15 protein-coding genes and 1 tRNA gene are annotated in these 20,092 nt (G+C 66.1%); 5 read left to right on the top strand and 11 right to left on the bottom strand.

Going from position 1 to position 20,092, the window contains the following annotated elements:
• Positions 1-37: 37 nt before the first annotated feature.
• From RKE40_RS02210 to phnA, 6 genes are all read right to left on the bottom strand, one after another.
• Entirely contained in the window at positions 38-2,257 is a 2,220-nt protein-coding gene (locus RKE40_RS02210; protein WP_316016612.1) for a xanthine dehydrogenase family protein molybdopterin-binding subunit, read from the bottom strand.
• Positions 2,258-2,268: 11 nt separating this feature from the next.
• Positions 2,269-2,739 (bottom strand): (2Fe-2S)-binding protein, encoded by a 471-nt coding sequence (locus RKE40_RS02205; RefSeq protein ID WP_316016611.1) that lies wholly within the window; start codon positions 2,737-2,739, stop codon positions 2,269-2,271.
• Between the two features lie 120 nt (positions 2,740-2,859).
• A complete protein-coding gene (locus RKE40_RS02200; protein ID WP_316016610.1) occupies positions 2,860-3,954 on the bottom strand; it encodes an ABC transporter ATP-binding protein in 1,095 nt (364 codons plus the stop codon).
• Positions 3,955-4,015: 61 nt separating this feature from the next.
• The gene (locus RKE40_RS02195; RefSeq protein ID WP_316016609.1) at positions 4,016-5,755 is read right to left on the bottom strand and encodes an ABC transporter permease; all 1,740 of its coding nucleotides are present in this window, start codon (positions 5,753-5,755) and stop codon (positions 4,016-4,018) included.
• Between the two features lie 75 nt (positions 5,756-5,830).
• Entirely contained in the window at positions 5,831-7,165 is a 1,335-nt protein-coding gene (locus tag RKE40_RS02190; protein WP_316016608.1) for an ABC transporter substrate-binding protein, read from the bottom strand.
• Between the two features lie 165 nt (positions 7,166-7,330).
• Positions 7,331-8,575, bottom strand: coding sequence for a phosphonoacetate hydrolase (gene phnA / locus RKE40_RS02185; RefSeq protein ID WP_390893191.1), 1,245 nt, complete (start codon positions 8,573-8,575; stop codon positions 7,331-7,333).
• Positions 8,576-8,684: 109 nt separating this feature from the next.
• Between phnA and RKE40_RS02180 the strand changes: the two genes are divergently transcribed.
• Positions 8,685-9,581: a LysR family transcriptional regulator gene (locus RKE40_RS02180; protein ID WP_316016606.1), complete on the top strand. Its 897-nt coding sequence runs from the start codon at positions 8,685-8,687 to the stop codon at positions 9,579-9,581.
• 124 nt (positions 9,582-9,705) lie between these two features.
• On the opposite strand, the gene RKE40_RS02175 is transcribed toward RKE40_RS02180, so the two are convergent.
• The 4 genes from RKE40_RS02175 to RKE40_RS02160 form a co-directional block, all read right to left on the bottom strand.
• Positions 9,706-9,975 carry a DUF6460 domain-containing protein gene (locus RKE40_RS02175; RefSeq protein WP_316016605.1) on the bottom strand — a complete coding sequence of 90 codons (270 nt, stop codon included), beginning with the start codon at positions 9,973-9,975 and terminating at the stop codon, positions 9,706-9,708.
• Positions 9,976-10,202: 227 nt separating this feature from the next.
• A complete protein-coding gene (locus RKE40_RS02170; protein ID WP_066467715.1) occupies positions 10,203-10,880 on the bottom strand; it encodes a response regulator in 678 nt (225 codons plus the stop codon).
• A gap of 143 nt (positions 10,881-11,023) precedes the next feature.
• Positions 11,024-12,661: a cisplatin damage response ATP-dependent DNA ligase gene (locus RKE40_RS02165; RefSeq protein WP_316016604.1), complete on the bottom strand. Its 1,638-nt coding sequence runs from the start codon at positions 12,659-12,661 to the stop codon at positions 11,024-11,026.
• Positions 12,658-13,743, bottom strand: a complete 1,086-nt coding sequence (locus tag RKE40_RS02160) for a ligase-associated DNA damage response exonuclease (RefSeq protein WP_316016603.1) — start codon at positions 13,741-13,743, stop codon at positions 12,658-12,660. Before RKE40_RS02160 ends, RKE40_RS02165 begins: the two co-directional genes overlap by 4 nt.
• Before the next feature lie 250 nt (positions 13,744-13,993).
• Here RKE40_RS02160 and RKE40_RS02155 point away from each other — a divergent pair, with 250 nt between their 5' ends.
• From RKE40_RS02155 to RKE40_RS02145, 3 genes are all read left to right on the top strand, one after another.
• A complete protein-coding gene (locus RKE40_RS02155) occupies positions 13,994-16,483 on the top strand; it encodes a ligase-associated DNA damage response DEXH box helicase (protein ID WP_316016721.1) in 2,490 nt (829 codons plus the stop codon).
• Between the two features lie 44 nt (positions 16,484-16,527).
• Positions 16,528-17,190 carry a ligase-associated DNA damage response endonuclease PdeM gene (pdeM, locus tag RKE40_RS02150; protein WP_316016720.1) on the top strand — a complete coding sequence of 221 codons (663 nt, stop codon included), beginning with the start codon at positions 16,528-16,530 and terminating at the stop codon, positions 17,188-17,190.
• Between the two features lie 208 nt (positions 17,191-17,398).
• A tRNA-Thr gene (locus RKE40_RS02145) sits at positions 17,399-17,473 on the top strand.
• 331 nt (positions 17,474-17,804) lie between these two features.
• Here RKE40_RS02145 and RKE40_RS02140 read toward each other — a convergent pair.
• On the bottom strand, positions 17,805-18,695 hold the full coding sequence (locus tag RKE40_RS02140; protein ID WP_316016719.1) for an aminotransferase class I/II-fold pyridoxal phosphate-dependent enzyme: 891 nt from the start codon (positions 18,693-18,695) through the stop codon (positions 17,805-17,807).
• Positions 18,696-18,897: 202 nt separating this feature from the next.
• On the opposite strand from RKE40_RS02140, the gene RKE40_RS02135 reads away from it, so the two are divergent.
• Positions 18,898-20,058: a helix-turn-helix transcriptional regulator gene (locus RKE40_RS02135; RefSeq protein WP_316016602.1), complete on the top strand. Its 1,161-nt coding sequence runs from the start codon at positions 18,898-18,900 to the stop codon at positions 20,056-20,058.
• Positions 20,059-20,092: the final 34 nt, after the last annotated feature.

Here is a 20,092-nt window from a genome sequence, read left to right as displayed (position 1 = left end):
GTCTCTCCGGTCCGGGTTACGACGGCGCGCTTCTACGTCAAGCCGTCAGCGCGGCCTTGACCTTCTGCGGAATGAAGGGGGTCGAGCGCAGCCGGGCGCCGGTCGCGTCGAAGATCGCGTTCGAGATCGCCGAGGGGACCACCGCCGCGGTCGGCTCGCCCGCACCCCATGGGGCCTGGTCGGGGCGGTCGATCAGCTCGACGCGGATATCGGCCATCTCAGGGAAGGTCATGATCGGGTAGCTCGCCCAGTCGAGGCTGGTCGACATCGCCCGGTCGAAATGGACTTCCTCCTTCATCGTACGGCTGACGGTCTGGTGGATATTGCCCTCGATCTGGCTGATGACCCCATCGGGATTGATGATCTGGCCGCAGTCATGGACGACATGGAACCGGGTGGTGCGCACCGCCCCGCTCGCCGTATTGACCTCGACCTCGGCGACGACGCCGACATAGGTTCGGGTCTTCTCGTATTTCGTGTACGAGACACCGCGCCCCTTCAGCACGCCGGCCGAGGTACCGCTCGCCTTGGTCAGGGGCGAGGCGCGCGCCTCCCATTTGACGAAGGCCCGCAGGCGCTCGAGTAGCTCGATGCCGCGCTTGTCGTCGAGATACTTCAGCCGGAACGCCAGCGGATCGACGTTCGCCGCGGCGGCGAGTTCGTCCAGGAAGCACTCATTGGCAAAGGTGTTCTGCATCCGCCCCGGCGCCCTGATCCAGGACGGACGGAAGGGCGTGGTCTCAAGCCGGTGGCAGATCGTGCGGATATTGGGAATCCCGTAGGGGATATCCGAGTTGCGAATGACATTCCCGGGCGAGAGCACCGGCGGCGCCGGCAGACCGGCCAGCTCCTGCGCCACCAGCGGACAATTGCCCGGCATGCCCTGAGGCACAAAGAAGCGCGAATCCCAGGCCGTGACCTCGCCCTTGTCGCTGAGCGTCGCCTTGAGGTCGATGAGGGTCGGCGGTCCCATCGGCTCCCAGCCGTGCTCGTCGGCGCGCGACCACTGCACGCGCACCGGCATGCCGATCAGCTTGGCGATGAGGGCGGCATCGGCGGTCGCATCCTCATGGCCGTTGCGGCCATAGCAGCCGGCGCCCTCGAAATAGATGCAGCGCACATCCTCGGCCGGCATGGAGAACATCTCGGCGAGCTGCTTGCGCAGATTATGCGTCGCCTGCGAGGCCGACCAGCAGGTCAGCTTGCCGTCCTTGAACTCTGCTATGCCGCAGGACGGCCCGATCGAGCCGTGCAGGTTGATTGCGAAATCATAGGTCGCGGACAGCGTGCGGCCGTCCTTGCCCATGGCGGCCGCGACATCGCCGATATTGCTGGTGACGTCGTCTTTAACGACCTTGGTGCTGCGCACATGGTCCCAGAGCTTGGCCTGTTCGGGCAGCGTCTCGGATTTCGACCATTTGACGGCGAGCTGCTGCGAGGCCCTGACGGCGTTCCACTCGCTTGGTGAGACGACGGCGAGGAAATCCTTCTGGCGCACGACCGTGACGCCGGGGATGCCAGCGATCGATCTCTCGTCGACGCTTTCGAGCCTGGCGCCCAGCGCCGGCGGCCGGACCACGCGGGCATGGACCATGCCGGGGACGCGAACATCCTGCATATAGGTGAACTGGCCGGTGACTTTGCCGGGAATGTCGATGCGGGCGACGGACTTGCCGACGACCTTGAAATCCTTCGGCGCCTTGGTCGCGACCGGCTTCTTCGGATCGAGCTTGAGGTTGAAGCTCTTGCCGCCGATCAGCGCGCCATAGCTCACCGACTGGCCGGACTTGGCCTCGACTACGCCATCGACGACGCTGAGCTCCCCCCTGGCGACCTGAAGCCGCCTGGCAGCCTCGTCGAGCAGGGCGTTGCGGGCCGTCGCCGCAGCCTGGCGCAACTGGATTCCGCCGTTCTGGATCGCGAGGCTGCCCGAGGAGATGCCCTGATCGGGGGTCAGCCCGGTGTCTCCCTGGATGAACCTGATCGCGGCCATCGGCAGGTCGAGCTCTTCGGCGACGATCTGCGGCAGGGCGGTGGCGACGCCGGTGCCGAGATCGACCTTGCCCGAATAGACCGTCGCGATTCCGTCGATGTCGATCGAGAGAAAGGCGTCGACTTCGGTCACCGCCAGCGGCTTGGCGGCGGGCAGGCTCGCGCCCTGCGCCAACGCCTCGCCGGCGCGGCCTGCAAGCGTGAAGCCGACGACCAATGCGCCCGAGCCCTTGAGGAGCCGGCGCCGAGACATCTGAATGTTCATGATCGCTCTCCTCACCCGTTGCTGGCGGCGCGCAGGACGGCCTTGACGATGCGGGTATGCGTGCCGCAGCGGCAGAGATTGTCCTTCAGTGCTTCCTTGACCTCGGCTTCGGTCGGCCGCGTGTTCTTGCTGAGGAAGGCGGCGGATTTCATGATCATGCCGTTGATGCAGTAGCCGCACTGTGCCGCCTGCTCCTCGATGAAGGCGCGCTGCACCGGGTGCGGCTTTTCGGGCGTGCCCAGGCCCTCGAGCGTCACGACCTTCTGCTCGGCGGTGAGCGAGGACAGCGGCACGACGCAGGAGCGCACCGCCTCGCCGTCGACCTGCACGGTGCAGGAGCCGCATTGCGCCATTCCGCAGCCGAAGCGCGGGCCGCGCAAGGCGAGGTTGTCGCGCAGCGCGTAGAGCAGCGGCATGTCGGGATCGTCGACGGTGAGCGTTTCCCTTTTGCCGTTGACGTTGAGTGCCTTCGAAATAGCCATTGCATCTCTCCAGATGACGAGCGGATCGGCGTGACGGCAGATCCACCTCACTTTATTGAGCGCTCGGACGCACGCCGGCCCCGCCCCCGATCCAGCGGGCGCGACCAGGGGAGGATCTCGCTAGGCGGGCAGATAGTTGACCCGGCTCAGGGGCACGTCGACGCCGACGATGTGCTCGTCCGGCAGATGCGCCTCCCCGCGGGCATGAGGGATGTCGGCGAAAACCTCGCCTCCCTCCGTCCGGATGCCATAGCGCACCGAGGCTCCCAGGAATTCCTTGTGGGACACCTTGCCCTTGACCCGCACGCTGGCCGTCTCGGCCTGGTCTGCGGCGAGCGCCAGCCGCGCATTTTGCGGCCGGAAGAACAGTTTGGCGCCGTTGCGGTGCTCGTCGGGCACCGGGAACCGGCTGCCGCAGGGCAGTTCGAAGACCTGCTCGCGGCCATTCGTCCGCATCGCCCCGTCGAGGATGTTCGCCGTTCCGAGGAAGCTGGCGACGAAGAGATTGACCGGGTTGTCGTAGAGCGCCATCGGCGTCCCGACCTGTTGGATCACGCCATCCTTCATCACGGCGATACGGTCGCAGATCGTGTTCGCCTCCTCTTGGTCGTGGGTGACGAAGATGGTGGTGAGGCCGAGCCGGCGCTGCATCGCCAGCAGGTCGCGCCGCACCTGCACGCGCAGGCTCGCATCGAGATTGGACAGCGGCTCGTCGAGCAGCAGCACCGTCGGCTCGATCGCGATGGTCCGCGCCAGCGCGACACGCTGCTGCTGGCCGCCGGAGAGCTCCGAGGGCCGGCGCGAGCCGAGATGGCCGAGGCCGACCAGTTCCAAAGCCTTGTCGACGCGGCGCCCGATCTCGTCCTTGGGCAGCCTGCGCTCTTCTAGCCCGAAGGCGACGTTCTTGCGCACGCTCATATGCGGCCAGAGGGCATAGGACTGGAAGACCATGCCGACATCGCGCTTCCAGGGCGGCAGGGACAGAACCTCGCGCCCACCAACCGTGACGCTGCCGCTCTGCGGCGTGTTGAAGCCCGCGATCACCCGCAGCAGCGTGGTCTTGCCGCAGCCCGATGGACCCAGGAAGGCGAAGAACTCGCCGGGCTGGATCTCAAGGTCGACGTTCTTCAGGACCTGCAACGAGCCATAGGACAGATTGACCTTGCGGATCGAAATGCCGGCGGTCTTGAGCCCGCTCGCGTCGATATGTGTCATGGCGCCTAAACCTCCGGCGATGGGACATCGGGAACAAGGGAACGGGCGGTCGGCGCAGCCATCACGCCCCCTCCTCGCGCCGGCTCGGAGCCGAGCGCCGCTCGAGGTAGACATGGCTGAGGTAGGTGCAGACGCCGACGATAACGACGGCGAGCACGCCGAGCGCGGCGCCAGCGCCGCGGCCGGCAGGCGACTGCATGAAGACGTAGAGCCCGTAGGCGAGCGGCGCATCGGCCGTCGACTGCACCAGCATCATGGTTGCGGACAGCTCGACCGCAGCGGTCGCGAAGCTGGTGACGAAGCCGGCGACGATGCCGCCGGTCATCAGCGGCACCACCACCCGTCGGATCGTTCGGGCCTTGGTCGCGCCGACATTCTCCGCCGCCTCCTCGAGAGAGACGGACACTTGTTGCAGGGCGGCGCTGCAGGCCCTGAGGGCGTAAGGCAGACGGCGCACGCCGAGCGCGATGGCGATCATGCCCCAGAACGCCGCCAGCGATCCGCCCCAGGGCAGTTCGATCGCGTAGTAGGTGCGCAGATAGCCCATGCCGAGGACAACCCCGGGCACGGCGAGCGCTGACATGGCGATGAAGTCGAGCCAGCGGGCGCCGATCACCTTGGTTCGCGCGACGAGGTAGGAGATGGCCGTGCCGAGGCAGACGCCGATGATCCCGGCCAGCGTGGCATAGATCAGCGTGTTGGTGATGAGCTGCGAGGATTCACCGAAGATCGTGCGATAGTGCGCGAAGGTGAAGCCGTCGGGCAGCGGCGCATAGGACCAGATCGTCGCGAAGGACAGCAGCAACAGGCCGAGATGCGGGGCGAGCACGATCGCCAGGATGAAGCCGATCACGCCATAGGCGAAGACCGCGTCGAGCCGCGTCATCTGCCGCTTGGAGAGGCCGCCACCGCCGCGCTGGATGGTGGCGTAGTCCTTGCCCCGCGTCGCGAAGGAGGCCAGCCAGAGCGCGAACACCGAGAAGACGATCAGGACGACGGCGATGACGTAGCCGATCGGGTCGGCAATGCCGATCGAGGTGATCCGCAGGAAAGCCTGCGGCGCCAGCATGTCCTGGACGTTGAGCAGCAGCGGCGTCGCCAGATCGTCGAAGACCTTGACGAACACCAGGGAGGCGCCGGCGATGTAGCCCGGCATGGCCAGAGGGAACACCACCTTCCGGAACAGCCGGAATCCATGCGCGCCAAGATTCTGCGCCGCCTCCTCCATCGCCCGGTCGATATTGCGCAGGGACGTCGAAAGGTTGATCAGGATGAACGGGAAATAGTGCACCGCCTGGACGAAGATAACGCCGTTGAGGCCCTCCATCAGCGGGATGTTGATGCCGAACCAGTCTCCCAGCAGCAGATTGACCGTGCCGTTGCGCCCGAACAGGAGCTGCATTGCGATGGCGCCGGCGAAGGGCGGCATGATCAGTGGAATGATGCCGAGGGTCTGGATCATCACAGCGCCACGGAAGGCGAAGCGCGTCGTGATGTAGGCCAGCGGCAGCGCCAGCACCGTCGCCCAGAGCACGGACATCAGGGAGACGTAGAGCGAATTCCAGAACGAGCGGAGAAACAGCTCGTTGCGCAGGAAGTCGTAGACATTGATCAGCGTGAAGGCGCCGCTGTGCTTGTCCTGGAACGCAGCCACGATCACGGTCAGCACCGGGACGACGAGGAAGGCAAGCAGGAACAGCGCGATCAGCCCGGCCGCAGCGTATTGCCCGAATGCGACGCCGCCCAGCCGGACGGCGAATCCCGGCCGGTCGGCCAGGTCGGTCTTGGTAATCGACGACATTATGAGCCTTGTCCCCTACGCCACTCGATCTGGAAGGGCGGCTCCGGCGCCTGCCGGAGCCGCCTTTCGCATGGGTCAGCCGGCCAGCTGGGCGGCCTTGTCGGCCAGTTGCTGCGCCTTCGCGTAGTTGTCGCGGGCGAAGCTCGCCCATTTCTGCTCCAGCTCCGCCTGGCGCGGGCCCTTCTTCTTCTCGTTGGAGCCGTGGAAGGCCTCGGCGAACTCGGCCGATTGCGCCTCCTTCTCGTCGAACGGCATCAGGGCGATGGCCTCGCGCGCCTGCGCGGCCAGCGTCGCGGCTTCGGCATTCGGCCGTTTGGCGAGCTTGGCATCGACGGCATGCAAGGTCTTGGTGACGTTCTTCAGCGGCTGAAGCTGGAAGCTGATGAGCTGGTCGAAAACCACGTCGACGATGGCGTAGCGCTTCTCGGAACGGTCCACGTCGAACTTGAAGCCGCCACCACCGCCCCATTCGATCGCAAAGGGGTTCGGCGTTCCGGTGGGCGCCTTCTTGTAGGAATCAGGGCGCACCGGCAGGCGGCCGACCGTCGGCTCGAACAGGATCGCCTGACCGTCCGGCGACAGCATGAATTCGATGAACTTCTGCGCCGCGGCACGGTTTGGCCCGTCCTTCACGACGCCGATGTTGGAGGGCACGATCGTTGTATCGCTCGGGTGCACGAACTCGACCGGGAAGCCGGCGCCGCGCGCAGCCAGGGCCTGGTAGTCGAGCACCACGCCAAAACCGAACTGTCCGGAAGTCACGCCGTCCGGCACGCCGAAGGAGCGCTCGGTAATCAGCCGCATGTTGCCGCAGACCGACTTCAGCAGCGCCCAGCCATCCTTCCAGCCTCGCGCCTGCAGGATGGTTTCGACCGTCAGATGGGTGGAGCCGGAACGCGAGGGCATCGCCATCGCGACATGGTCGAACATCACCGGAAGGGCCAGGTCGTTCCAGCCCTTCACGGCCGGCAGGTTGTTGGCCCGGACATAGCGCGAGTTCCACATGATAGCCGCGCCGGAGAGCGCGAAACCGGCATAATAGCCTTCCGGATCATTGATCGGATAATCGCCGATCTTGGCCGGCACGCCGGTGTCGGCCGGCACGAACTTGGCCAGAAGGCCCTCGCCCTTGAGCACCTCGAAGGCATCGGGCGCCGAGGCCCAGAAGATGTCGGTTGCGCTCTTCGCCCGCGTCTCGCGCAGATAGGTGACGGCGGCCTGGGTGCCGCGCTGCTGGACCTCGACGTTGATGTCCGGATTGAGCTTTTCGAAGGCTGCCTTGTAAGCCGAGGAGAGCTCCTTCGGCAGGGAGGTCACGATCGAAAGTGTCCGCTTCTGCTGGGCGTTGACGGACGCAGACAGAACGACCGGCGCAAGGCACGAGCCGATCAGAAAATCTCTACGCTTCATGTGTTTCCTCCTACCATGTTGGTTTTATTTTCTTTTTTCCCGCCTTGTTCTTGTTGTCGTTGAATCAAGCAGACGTTCAGAAGTCGAAACGCGTAGTCCTTCCGCTCGCGCCGGTCGGGTCAGCCGCCGCGAGTTCAGGGTTGCAGATAAGGTCTGCCGGCACGGTCAGGCCGTGCCGTTCAGCGCAAAATCGAAGATGTCGAAGTTGCGCAGGCGTTGGGCACCGACGCGCGCCTGGTATTCGGCGCTGAGCGGGCGCGAGAGCATGAATGGCACGGGCTGCTCCGAGAGCCCGCCATGCGAGCGCAGCTTGTGGCCGTTGAGACCGGTCAGGTCGTGCTCGTCGGGACGCGAGCCGATCACAGTATGGGTGTCGCCGATCGCGACGAAATCGCCCTCGCGCTCCAGCGGCATCTCGAAGCGCCCGGCGGCGCTGACGCCGTCGAGCACCAGACCGACCCCCGGGATGCGGGCAGCCGCGTCCATCAGCACATCCGCCGGCGTGTCGCTGGTGGCGTAGACCCGCACGAACGAGCCGAGCGCGCCGTGATGCTTCACGAAGGGGTCGGTGATCGGGCAGATCACCCGGGCCGAGCCGGCGCCGAACTGCTGGTTCAGCAGGGTTTCGAGATAGACCACCTGGGGCCGGCCGTCGGGCCCGCTCTTATCGGTCATGCCGTGGTCGGCGACGATGCCGACGACTGCGTCGAGCTCGAGCAGGCGGCCGACGCGCTGGTCGACATCGCGGTTGAACTGATCGGCCAGCGCATCACCCGGTGCGGCTGCGTGCTGCACCATGTCGGAGAGCGAAAGATAGAGCAGGTCGGCGCGCCCGGCTTCGAGCAGCTTGATGCCGGCATCGAGCACGAAAAGAGAGAGGTCGGGGCTGTACATGTCGGGGGCCTTGCGTCCGACGAGCGCCTCGACATTCTCTATGCCGTTCTCCGCGAGAGTGGCCTCGCCGGCGCGTTCCGAGGAGAAGCAGATCCCCTTCAGGCCGCTGCCTAGCATCTTGCGCAGCTTGTCCTTGGCGGTAATCGCCGCGACGCGCGCCCCGGCATCGGCAAGCGCAGCCAGGATCGTGCCCGAGGCGACCAGCGAGGCGTCGGTGATCATCACCTCCTTGCCGGTCGCCCGGTCGAGATAATAGTTGCCGGCGATTCCGTGCACTTTCGGCGGAGCGCCGGCGACGATCGACATGTTGTTGGGGTTGGTGAAGGTCGGCATCGCGGCATCGGCGATGGCATAGAAGCCCTGCGAAATGACCCGCGAGATATTGGGGAGCAGGTTCGCTTCCAGGCCATGCGCAATGTAGCGCGGATCGCAGCCGTCGAAGCAGATCACGACGGTCGGAACGGTCGGCCTGCGGTAGCTGCGGCCGTTGACCCTGATCTCTGCGTTGGTCCCCATCGTCATGCCAGCCATTCCTTCGTTCCAGGCGATGGGGTGACGATAGGGGCTTAGATCGCGCGAAAAAATCGATAATAACTCACCTATCTGTGCGCTAGAGTCACATGAGATGAAACCTCGCGAATTGCCGCTCTCGGCCCTGCGTGCCTTTGCCGCCGCGGCTCAATGGACCAGCCTCGGCCGCGCAGCCGACGAACTCGGCGTGACCCATGGCGCCATCAGCCGGCAGATCGGCAAGCTCGAGCAATGGCTGGGACAGGACCTGTTCAGTCGGCAGGGCCGCCAGCTCGTGCTGACCCCGACGGGCGAACTGCTCGCTTCGCGGATCGGCCATTCGCTCACTGAGATGATGTCGGCCTGCAGCGACATCGCCGGCACCGGCAAGCGCCATGTCGTGACGATCGAGGCGCCGACCACCTTCGCGATGTACTGGCTGCTGCCACGGCTGAAGGAGTTCGAGGCGCGCGCGCCCGATACCGAGATCTCGCTGGCGACCCGGATGACCAATCAGAGCTATGATGGCCCGCTGGGGGACATCGTCATCACGCGCGATCGCGGGCTCGATCGACGTCTGCAGAGCTTCGAGAAGTTCGTGCTGATGAACGAGGACATGCGCCTCCTGGCGACGCCGTCATTCCGGGAGACGGCCGATGTCAGAAGCGCGCGCGACGTGCTGCGTCACCAGATGATCGGCACGGTGACACGCCCGACCGACTGGCCCAACTGGCTGAACAGTGCGGGGCTGCGCGGCGAGCATGTCCGCTTCCGCCACCTATTCGATCATCTCTTCATCGCACTGCACTGCGCCCGCGACGGGATCGGGACCATCGTCGCCCCTTACAACCTGTTCCAGAACGATGTGGGCAAGCCGATCTTCTGTCCGGTTCTCCCCGAGATCGGCTTCCCTGGGCAGTCCTACTTTGTCCACTACCGCTCGACGAGCCGGGCCGGATCGATCGCGAAGGTCGTCGAGCTATTGCTTGGGTGCAGATCGGGCGTGCTCTGAGGGAGTATGGCTGAGATCAGTAGGGGCGCCGCCATGCTGCTCCTCGCTCAACTGCACTGCCTGAAGGCAGACGGTCCAGACACCAGCAATGGGCCAAAGGCGGCTCCGCTCCCCGCCTCTGTTCCTACCGCTTCGAGGCGAAGAGCCGGCTGATCAGCCAGAGCGGCACGACGATCAGCGCGCCGGCGATGGCCCAGCCGCCGACCTCGCGCACCGCGCCGAAGCCGAGATTGCCGAGCGAGCGCACGAAGCGCAGCGCACTCTCATAAAGCCCCGCCGGCGACAGGCCGAGAAAGGCCATCGCCGCGCCGACCAGCAGCGAGATGAACAGCAGGCGCACGAGGACGCTGAGAACGGAGCCGCCGAGAAAGCGCTCGATGCCGCCATTGGCCATGCCGTAATCTCCTCTGGACCGACCCTGCGAGATAAATCAGCCCACGCTTGAACCGGGCCTGAACCTCGCCGTCAACTGATCCGTGTCCATTTTGCTGCCCTCATCCTGAGGAGCCGCGTAGCGGCATCTCGAGGGATACATCAGGAGGCTCTGGAACCGGCTGGAACATCCTTCGAGACGCGATCTGCGATCGCTCCTCAGGATGAGGCCGCGTTCGGTTCGAGCCCTCAGCTCGTCGCGGAAGCGCCCGCGGCAGCCCAGCCGGCCCCCGCGATCTTCGCGGCCGCGATCACCGCCTGGGTGCGGCTGTCGACGTCGAGCTTGGTCAGGATCGCCGAGACATGCGCCTTGACAGTCGCCTCGGAGACGCCGAGTTCATAGGCGATCTGCTTGTTGAGCAGCCCTTCCGACAGCATCATCAGGACGCGCACCTGCTGCGGCGTCAGCGTCGCCAGGCGCCGGACCATGTCGGCGGTCTCGTGATCGACCGGCGCGGAGAGATCGACGCCGGGCGGGGTCCAGACGCCGCCATCGAGCACGGCGCGGATCGCCTCGCCCATCTGCGCGACCTCGGCGGTCTTCGGCAGGAAGCCCAGCGCCCCGAACTCGATGCAGCGGCGGATCACCGCCGGGTCGTCATTGGCCGAGACGACGATGACCGGAATCTCGGGATGGGCCGCGCGCAGGAAAAGCAGGCCGGAGAAGCCCTGCACGCCGGGCATGGTCAGATCGAGCAGGATCAGGTCGAGATCGGCGGCCTCGGCCAGCGCCTGGCCCAACGCCTCGAGCGAGCCGACCTCGCTGACCTCGGCCCCCGCCAGCGCATGCGAAACCGCCTGGCGCAGGGCGCCGCGGAACAGCGGGTGATCGTCCGCGATCACGATCCGTGTCGGATGCCCCGTCATAGCCATCTCCAGCGCCGCCCCCCGGCTCGGGCGCGTTCGCGCCCGCTAAAATTTCAAGCGCCCACGCTCCGGCGCTGTCAATGCCCAAGTGTCGACGAATGTCGTAAGTCGGCCTCTTTCAACCTGCCATGGCTCGCATTTTTTCAGCTCGCGGCCGGCAGTAGCGCTTCCAGCGCCTCGATCCGGTCAGCCTCGCCCGGCGGCTTGTCCCAGCGGATGCGGCTGATCCGGGGAAAGCGCATGGCGATGCCGGATTTGTGCCGCGTCGAGCGCTGCAACCCTTCGAAGGCGACCTCGAAGACGAGGCCGCTCGACGGGTTGTGCGTCACCTCGCGCACCGGGCCGAAACGATTAAGCGTGTTTTTGCGGACATAGCGATCGATCTCGATCAGCTCCTCATCGGTGAAGCCGAAATAGGCCTTCCCGACCGGCACCAGTTCGTCCGCACCCGCCTCGCCCACCCGCCAGACGCCGAAGGTGTAGTCGGAATAGAAGGAGGAGCGCTTGCCGTGGCCGCGCTGGGCATACATCAGCACGCAGTCGATGAGCCGGGCATCGCGCTTCCATTTGTACCAGTAGCCCTTCGGCCTGCCCGGCAGATAGGGCGAATCGAGCCGCTTGAGCATGCAGCCCTCGACGGCTTCAGCGTCGTTTCCGGCTCCGGCGGAAACGGGATCGGCGCGGGCCGCCGTCAACTCTTCCCAACTGCCGAAGGGAATGCGCGGCGAAAGATCGAAGCGCGCGCTGTCGAGCTTGCCGAGGAAGGCTTCGAGCCGGGCGCGCCGCTCCGTATAGGGCAGGCCGCGCAGATCCTGCTCGCCCTCGGCGAGAAGGTCGTAGACGCGGATATGGGCCGGGAATTCGGCCAGCATCTTTGCGGTCACCGCCTTGCGGTTGAGCCGCTGCTGCAGCGTGTTGAAGCTCTGGACGACGCCATCGCGCATCACCAGCAACTCGCCGTCGAGCGCGCCGTCCTGCGTCAGCGCTTCGGTGAGATCAGGAAAGGCACCGCCGATCTCCTCGCCGGTGCGGGAATAGAGCCTGACGGTGCGGCTGCCATCGGGCCGCGCGCCGGCGACGGCCTGGACCCGAATGCCATCCCATTTCCATTCGGCGGCGAATTCGGCCGCGTCGAGCTTTTCGAAATCGCCGTCCTCGATGGCATGCGAGAGCATGACCGGCCGGAATGGCGCCGGGTCGGTCGCCTCGGGACGCGGGCCCCTGCCCTCCAGCCAGGCGAAGAGCGCGGTATAGGGCGGCTCCAGCCCATGCCAGACCTGCTCGACCTCGTCGGCGGGAATGCCGCCAAGGCTCGCGGCGGCGGTCTTGGCGAGGCGAGCGGAGACGCCGATGCGCAGGGCGCCGGTGATCAGCTTGAGCAGGGCCCAGCGCCCGGTCTCGTCGAGCGCATCGAGCCAGGAGGCGATCAGGCGCGGCATCTCGGTCTTGCCGGACTTTTGCAGCCCGGCGACGACATCAGGCAGATGCGGCACGTCGTTGGCGCCATGCCGGGCCGGCCACATCAGTGCGACAGTCTCCGAGAGATCGCCGACATAGTCATAGGAGAGCGCGAAAAGGACGGGGTCAGTGCGCTCGGCGATCAGCGCGCGGATCAGGCCGGGCTTGGCGTTCTGGAAGACGAGGCCGCCGGTCATCGCCGCCAGCGCATAGCCGCGATCGGGATCAGGCGTGTTGCGCAGATAATCGGTGATCAGCGCGAGCTTGCCATTGCGGCGCGGCTCATAGGCCAGGCGGTCGAGCAGCCAGGCGAAGCGGTTCATGGAGCAACCTCCGCCGGCTTTCCCTCCGGCTCGGCTTCCCCCTCGTCGCCATAGCCGACGAGATGCAGCGGCATGCCCTTGAGCCCGGCGGTGCCGCACCAATGCGCCAGCGCCTCGGCCTCGCCATGGGTGATCCAGATCTCGCCGGCCTGGACCTCGCGGATCGTCTCCTGGAGATCGTCCCAATCGGCATGGTCGGAGATGATCAGCGGCAGCTCGACGCCTTTCTGGCGCGCCCGCGCCCTGACCCGCATCCAGCCCGAGGCGAAGGCGGTGACAGGATCGGGGAAGCGGCGCGACCAGAGGTCCTGGATGGCACTCGGTGGGCAGATGACGATCTCACCCGCCAGCGCCTTGCGTCCCTCGGCCTTGCGCTCGCCGGGCTCGATCTTTCTGACATCGCCGAGCGGGATACCCTCGGCCTGGTAGAGCTCGGTGATCTTCTCGACCGCGCCATGGATGAAGAGCGGCCGCTCGTAGCCGGCCTCGCGGATCAGCGCCATCAATCGCTGCGCCTTCCCCAGCGAATAGGCGCCGACGATGTGGGTGCGCTCGGGAAAGAGCCTGACGGAATCGAGCAGCTTGGCGGTCTCGGCGCTCGCCGGCGGATGGCGGAACACCGGCAGGCCGAAGGTCGCCTCGGTGATGAAGACGTCGCAGACGACCGGCTCGAAGGGCGCACAGGTCGGGTCGCGCTCGCGCTTGTAGTCGCCGGAGACCACGATGCGCAGACCTTTGTGCTCGACCACGATCTGCGCCGAACCGAGGACATGCCCGGCCGGCACGAAGCGGAAATCGACCTCCCCGATCCGAGTGGTTCCGCCGGGCGCCGCCACCTGCCGCGAGCCAGCGAAAGCCTCGCCATAGCGGAGCGCCATGATCGCCAGCGTCTCACGCGTCGCCAGCACCGCGCCATGGCCGGCGCGCGCATGGTCGGAATGGCCATGGGTGATCAGCGCCCGCGCAACCGGGCGGACCGGATCGATATACACGTCGGCGGGCGGGCAGTAGAGCCCGGCCGGTGTCGGAATCAGCAGTTCCGAAGGCCGCAGCGGCGGCCGATTGCCGAAGGCTCTTGTCATCGTCCTTCAAGATAGGCCCGGGCATCTGCCCGAAAAAGGCAGGAACGCCGCTTTCCGCCGACCGGAAGCCGATTGCTTCCGAGGATCATGAGGTCATCCCCGGCTTGCCCCCGGATCCATCGAAGAACGCCGGAGCCTTGCGATGGATCCCGGGGCTCAGGATGACGGCGGTGCAGAGGCTCCTTCCGCTGCCGGAAACGGCGCGCCGCATGTTCCCATTTCGTTCGGCAGAGCCTATCTCTGTCGGCGCATGGACGCGGTCGCCTCTCCCCTTCCCCCTGCCTTCGCCGCCTGGTTCGCCAGCCGCGGCTGGAACGTGCGGCCGCATCAGCTCGCACTGCTGGAGGAGGCCCGGGCGGGGCGCTCGACCCTGCTGGTCGCACCGACCGGCGCCGGCAAGACGCTCGCCGGCTTCCTTCCCTCGCTGGTCGAGCTGACCGAGCGCGGTAGCGAGCGCGAGGGGCTGCACACGCTCTATGTCTCGCCGCTGAAGGCGCTTGCGGTCGACATTGCCCGCAATCTCGAAACCCCGATCCGCGAGATGGGTCTCTCCGTCAAGGTCGAGACCCGCACCGGCGACACCTCGCCGGCCAAGCGCGCCCGCCAGATCGAGCGACCGCCCGACATCCTGCTGACCACGCCGGAACAGCTGGCGCTGCTGGTCTCGCATCGCGATGCCAAGCCGTTCTTCGCCGGCCTGCGCCGTGTCGTGCTCGACGAATTGCACGCGCTCGTCACCTCCAAGCGCGGTGACCTGCTCTCGCTCGATCTTGCCCGCCTGCGCGAGCTGGCGCCGCAGATGAGCGCGGTCGGACTCTCGGCGACGGTGCGCGAGCCGGCCGATCTGCAGGCCTATCTCGGCGGCGCCTGCACGCCATCCGGCCTCGTCACCGTCAAAGGCGGTGCGAAGGCTGAGATCGGCATCATGCACACCAAGCGGCGGCTGCCGCTGGCGGGGCACATCACCGCTCATGCCGTCGACGACATCTATGCGGCGATCCAGGCCCACAAGCTGACACTCGTCTTCGTCAACACGCGCATGCAGGCCGAATTCATGTTCCAGGCGCTGTGGAGCGTGAACGAGGAGACGCTGCCGATCGCGCTGCATCACGGCTCGCTCGATGTCGGCCAGCGCCGCAAGGTCGAGGCGGCGATGGCGGCGGGCAAGCTCAAGGCCGTCGTCTGCACCGCGACGCTCGATCTCGGCATCGACTGGGGCGATGTCGACCTCGTCGTCAATGTCGGCGCGCCCAAGGGCGCGAGCCGCCTGATGCAGCGCATCGGCCGCTCCAACCACCGCATGGACGAGCCCTCTCAGGCGCTGCTGGTGCCGTCGAACCGCTTCGAACTGCTCGAATGCCGCGCCGCGCTCGATGCGGTGGCGGAGGCGGCGCAGGACACGCCGCCGCCACGGATCGGCGCGCTCGACGTGCTCGCCCAGCATGTGCTGGGGGTCGCCTGCTCCGACGGCTTCGAGCCCGACGCACTCTACGAGGAGGTCCTGACGGCCTCGCCCTATGCCGATCTCGCCCGCGCCGATTTCGATGCCGTCGTCGATTTCGTCGCGACCGGCGGCTATGCGCTGAAGAGCTATGAGCGCTTCGCCAAGCTGCGGCGCAGCAAGGACGGGCTCTATCGCGCCAGCAATGCCCGCGTGATCCAGCAATACCGGATGAATGTCGGCACCATCGTCGAATCGACCATGCTGAAGGTCCGGCTCGGGCGGGCCAGGCCGGCGCGGCCCGGCAACCAGCCCATGCTCAGCCGCGGCGGGCGCGTGCTCGGCGAGCTGGAAGAGTATTTCGCCGAGACGATGACGCCGGGCGACACCTTCATCTTCGCCGGCGAGGTGCTGCGCTTCGAGGGCATCGTCGAGAACGAGGTGGTCTGCTCGCGCACCAGCGCCGGCACCGACCCGAAGATCCCCTCCTATGCCGGCGGCAAGTTTCCGCTCTCGACCTTCCTCGCCGCGCGCGTGCGCGCCATCCTCGCCTCGCCGAAGGAATGGGCGAAGCTGCCGGACGAGGTCTCGTCCTGGCTGCATGCGCAGCGCCTGAAATCGCGCCTGCCCAAGCCGGGCGAGCTCTTGGTCGAGACCTTTCCGCGGGCGGGCCGCTTCTTCCTCGTCGCCTACCCGTTCGAGGGCCGCCTCGCTCACCAGACGCTCGGCATGCTGCTGACGCGCCGGCTGGAACGGGCGCGGCTGAAGCCGCTCGGCTTCGTCTGCAACGATTACGGCATCGCGGTCTGGACGCTCGGCGACATGGCTGCAGCGATCGCGCGCGGGGCGCTCTCGCTGGACGATCTCTTCGCGCAGGACATGCTGGGCGACGATCTCGAGGACTGGCTGGCCGAATCGGCGCTGATGAAGCGCACCTTCCGCTCCTGCGCCGTGATCGGCGGGCTGATCGAGCGTCGCTTTCCCGGCCAGGAGAAGAGCGGGCGGCAGGTGACGATCTCGACCGACCTCGTCTACGACGTACTGCGCCGGCACCAGCCCGACCATGTGCTGCTCCGCGCCGCGCGGGCCGATGCCGCGACCGGCTTGCTCGATATCGGCCGTCTGGGTCAGATGCTGACACGGATCAGCGGGCGAATCGTGCATCAGCCGCTCGATCACGTCTCGCCGCTCTCGGTCTCGGTCATGCTCGAAATCGGGCGCGAGGCGGTCAGTGGCGAGGCGGCCGACGAGATCCTGGCCGAGGCGGAGGCGCAGATGCTCGAAGAGGCGATGGCGTGAACCTGGCGGCGAAGCAAGCGACGCAGACGGTGGCCGAGGCCTTCATGCTCGGCCGGCTCGCGCTCGTGCCCGATCTCTCGGGCGCGCTCTATCTGCCGGATGAGCGCACGCTCGTCGTCGCCGACCTGCATCTGGAGAAAGGCTCGGCCTATGCCGCCCGCGGCGTCCTGCTGCCGCCCTATGATTCGGCCGCGACGCTCGCTTTGCTGGGTGCGGCGATTGCGCGCTACCAGCCGGCGCGGGTGATCGCGCTCGGCGACAGCTTCCATGATCGCGGCGCCGAAGCGCGGATCGACGATAGCTGCCTTGCGAGCCTGCGCGCGCTCCAGGCCGGCCGCGACTGGCTCTGGATCAGCGGCAACCACGACCCCCAGATCTCGGCTGCGATGGGCGGCGCGGTACTGGACGAACTCGAACTATCCGGTGTCGCGTTGCGGCATGAGCCCAGCCACACGACGGCAACTCCGGAGATCGCCGGCCATCTCCACCCTGCCGCCAAGGTCCGGATGCGCGGCCGGGCGCTGCGCCGGCGCTGCTTTGCGCTCTCCGCGGCGCGCTGCGTCATGCCGGCCATGGGCGCCTATGCCGGCGGCCTCAATGTCCGTGACGCGGCCTTCCGGCCGCTGTTCGGCGTAGGCCTTTCCGCCCATATCCTCGGCGACGGAAGGCTGTTCCGCATCGACCAGCGCCTGCTGCTGCCGGATTGACGCACGCCAAGGCCGCACGATCCGTGCTCCCATCCGAAGGCAGGACGCCCCTCTGCGCCCGCGGCATTCCAGCGCCCTTCAATTTCAGACACAGAGATATGCGCGGAACAGGTTGCGTCGGGGCGGGGCTTGTGGCATCAGGACGCCGCTTCGGAACGACGCGGCGCCGGCAAGCCCTTCAAGGGCGCGGCGCAGACGGCACGATCCTGCTGCGGTAGCTCAGTGGTAGAGCACTCCATTGGTAATGGAGAGGTCGAGAGTTCAATCCTCTCTCGCAGCACCAGCCTTTCCCGGGATGACCAGTGATTTTCCAATGGCAACGGGATAGTTGCGTGATTAGCGCGACTTGCGGCCCACCATGTTCGCCGAGAGCTCCGACCTACGAGTGGCGAGCGGCCGAGCTTACGGCCATTAAGCTCGTTATCTCTGAAGGCTGAACCTGGATTTTCCGACTGGTTTGACTGTCAAATTGACGTTGCCGCCTGAGCCGCGAACCGCACGTTCACGCCCACGATCGCGCTCAATGTCGCAAGGATAAGCCGGAGCTTTCGAAGCGATGATAATTCGGCTTCCGAGGCTGTGCGTGATCCGTTTCGCCTTGGCTGATCGGTCGGTCACGGTTCCACGACCTCGACTTCCAACGCGTCCATCCCCCGTTCACGAGCTTCGGCCTGCGCCCTCGCCGAAACCGCGATCTCGACCATGGACCGGACATGCTTGTCCGTGTGATCGGCCATCACCTGCATGCGCCAACGGCAGGCGTTGCGGGCGACAGCGGGGAACTCGACCAGATTGACGATGCCACCTTGCTCGGCCGCGTATTTCGTCATGGGCCGCGAGATCGAAGCATTGCCGAGGACGACAGGCACGATCGCGCTGGGCTGCCCCATGACAGTGAAGCCCTCGGCGGAAAGTCCGTCTCGGAGCAGCCTCGTGTTCGCCAGCAGGCGTGCCCGACGCTCGTTGCCTTCCTGGCTGTCGATGATCGAAAGTGCCGCGTCGCTGACGGCTGCCTGGATTGGCGTCATCGCGTTGGTGAAGGTCGATGGTCCACAGCTCGATCGCAGGGCGAACTTCAGGCCAAGATCGTTGCAAGCGACGAAACCTCCTGGCGAGGCGAAAGTCTTCGAGAACGAACCCATCAGGATGTCGACCTTGCCGACGATGTCCTGCGCATGAAGGACGCCGAGGCCGCGGTCTCCGAGGGCTCCGAGATCATGGACACAATCGACCAGCAGCGTCGCGTCGTAGCGACGGCAGAGAGCCTGGAGCGCGGCGATATCAGGAATATCGCTGTCCATGGAGAACAGGGTTTCGGTCACGACGAGGATGCCGGCCCGCGGATCACTATCCCGAATCCGCTTCAGACGCTTCTCGACCGCGCCGGTCGACAGACGCGGGAAGCGGCTGACATTGACTGTTGCTGCACGCGCGCCCTCCTGAAGGCATGCATGCGCGAGGATGTCGATGACGACGTGATCGGTCTCCCAGACGAGCGTGACAATTGACGGATTCGTCCACGTGCAGCATCAGCGAAGAGCGGCTTGGGGCAATGTTGAATGCTGAATGCGAACGGGTTCGGCGATTCCGTGGTGACGCTCCACGCGCCCGCCGCGGCGTCGGAGATATGGCTCGTGGCAATCACGTGCATGGCCCAGGATTTCGGCTGCACCGGGAGGCTCCCCTTCGCCCATTCCCGGCAAGGCCGTGATCGGGGAGACGAAACCCGGCTTTACCCGCGCAGAAGAGCCCATTCCGAGCGAATGTTACGTGGGCGGCAGCTCAATGTCGGATAGAGAAGCGCTCGTAGACCGCATTTACGAAGCGGCGGTCGTGCCGGAATTATGGCCGGGCGTTCTGCATGACATCGCAGAGTTGGCAGGCTGCTTCGGCGGCATCATCTTCACGACAACGGCACGCGGGATAACGCGCTGGACAGGTTCTGACGAAGGCAAGCGCTTTTTCGACGCGTTCCTGGCCAATCGTGCGGCGCAGGAAGACAATGTTCGCTTGAAGCGGGGCATCGAGGCCAAGCGTCACGGCTTTTTCGGCACTCATGAATTGTATGGCCGCACTGAAAGGGAGAGCAGCGCAGTCTATACGGAGTTCCTTTTGCCAAATGGCTGGGGGTATGCGGCCGGCAGCGTCCTGCCGATGCCGAATGGCGATCTCGCGGTGTTCGATCTGGAAAGGCGCTTCGCGGACGGACCGGTTTCGGCCGAGGAGCTTGCACAATTGAACGCGCTCTGGCCGCATATGGCGCGATCAGCGGCGCTCTCGATACGCCTTCAGCTTCAACGGGCCCGCGCCATCGTCGACACGCTGGACAAGGCAGGCATGCCCGCTGCCATTCTGAGTGGCCAGGACAGGATTCTCGCAGCGAATTCCGCATTCGAAGCGATGAAAGAGCAGGTCGTTTTCCTGGCTCACGGGAAACTCGCCTTGGCCGATGTCGCAAGCAACCGCCTCCTCGCGCAGGCGCTTCATGCGATCCGCGCATCCGTCACGACGATGAACTCCATCCCCGTTCCCGCGCAGGCCGACAGCTCCGCCGCCGTGATCCACGCTCTTCCCTTGCCGGGAGAAGCATCCGACGTGTTCTATGGAGCCACAGCCATCGTCATCGTCACCAAGCTGGATCGGTCAACGTCGCCATCCGCCGAAATTCTGACCGGCCTGTTCGATCTGACGCCGGCCGAGGCGACCGTGGCCAACCGGATACTCGCAGGCCTTTCCGTCAACGAGGTTGCGATCGAGCGCCGCATCTCCCGGGAAACCGTCAGATCTCAGGTCAAGAAAATCCTCGCGAAAACAGGATCTCAATCGCAGGCGGACTTCATCCGGAGGTTGGCTCCCCTGGCGATCTAACGGACGGGCGCTTGCCTGTGCTTCATCGCATGCC

It is taken from the genome of Allobosea rubneri (genome assembly GCF_032464875.1).
GTDB lineage: Bacteria > Pseudomonadota > Alphaproteobacteria > Rhizobiales > Beijerinckiaceae > Allobosea > Allobosea rubneri.
The sequence above is the reverse complement of the archived record's forward strand: the minus strand, read 5'-3'. Positions and strand labels throughout refer to the sequence as shown.

Bases quoted from the DNA above. Each gene is read 5' to 3' on its own strand.
- RKE40_RS02210 (WP_316016612.1), bottom strand. From the start codon at position 2,257: ATGAACATTCAGATGTCTCGGCGCCGGCTCCTCAAGGGCTCGGGCGCA.
- RKE40_RS02205 (WP_316016611.1), bottom strand. From the start codon at position 2,739: ATGGCTATTTCGAAGGCACTCAACGTCAACGGCAAAAGGGAAACGCTC.
- RKE40_RS02200 (WP_316016610.1), bottom strand. From the start codon at position 3,954: ATGACACATATCGACGCGAGCGGGCTCAAGACCGCCGGCATTTCGATC.
- RKE40_RS02195 (WP_316016609.1), bottom strand. From the start codon at position 5,755: ATGTCGTCGATTACCAAGACCGACCTGGCCGACCGGCCGGGATTCGCC.
- RKE40_RS02190 (WP_316016608.1), bottom strand. From the start codon at position 7,165: ATGAAGCGTAGAGATTTTCTGATCGGCTCGTGCCTTGCGCCGGTCGTT.
- phnA (WP_390893191.1), bottom strand. From the start codon at position 8,575: ATGGGGACCAACGCAGAGATCAGGGTCAACGGCCGCAGCTACCGCAGG.
- RKE40_RS02180 (WP_316016606.1), top strand. From the start codon at position 8,685: ATGAAACCTCGCGAATTGCCGCTCTCGGCCCTGCGTGCCTTTGCCGCC.
- RKE40_RS02175 (WP_316016605.1), bottom strand. From the start codon at position 9,975: ATGGCCAATGGCGGCATCGAGCGCTTTCTCGGCGGCTCCGTTCTCAGC.
- RKE40_RS02170 (WP_066467715.1), bottom strand. From the start codon at position 10,880: ATGACGGGGCATCCGACACGGATCGTGATCGCGGACGATCACCCGCTG.
- RKE40_RS02165 (WP_316016604.1), bottom strand. From the start codon at position 12,661: ATGAACCGCTTCGCCTGGCTGCTCGACCGCCTGGCCTATGAGCCGCGC.
- RKE40_RS02160 (WP_316016603.1), bottom strand. From the start codon at position 13,743: ATGACAAGAGCCTTCGGCAATCGGCCGCCGCTGCGGCCTTCGGAACTG.
- RKE40_RS02155 (WP_316016721.1), top strand. From the start codon at position 13,994: ATGGACGCGGTCGCCTCTCCCCTTCCCCCTGCCTTCGCCGCCTGGTTC.
- pdeM (WP_316016720.1), top strand. From the start codon at position 16,528: ATGCTCGGCCGGCTCGCGCTCGTGCCCGATCTCTCGGGCGCGCTCTAT.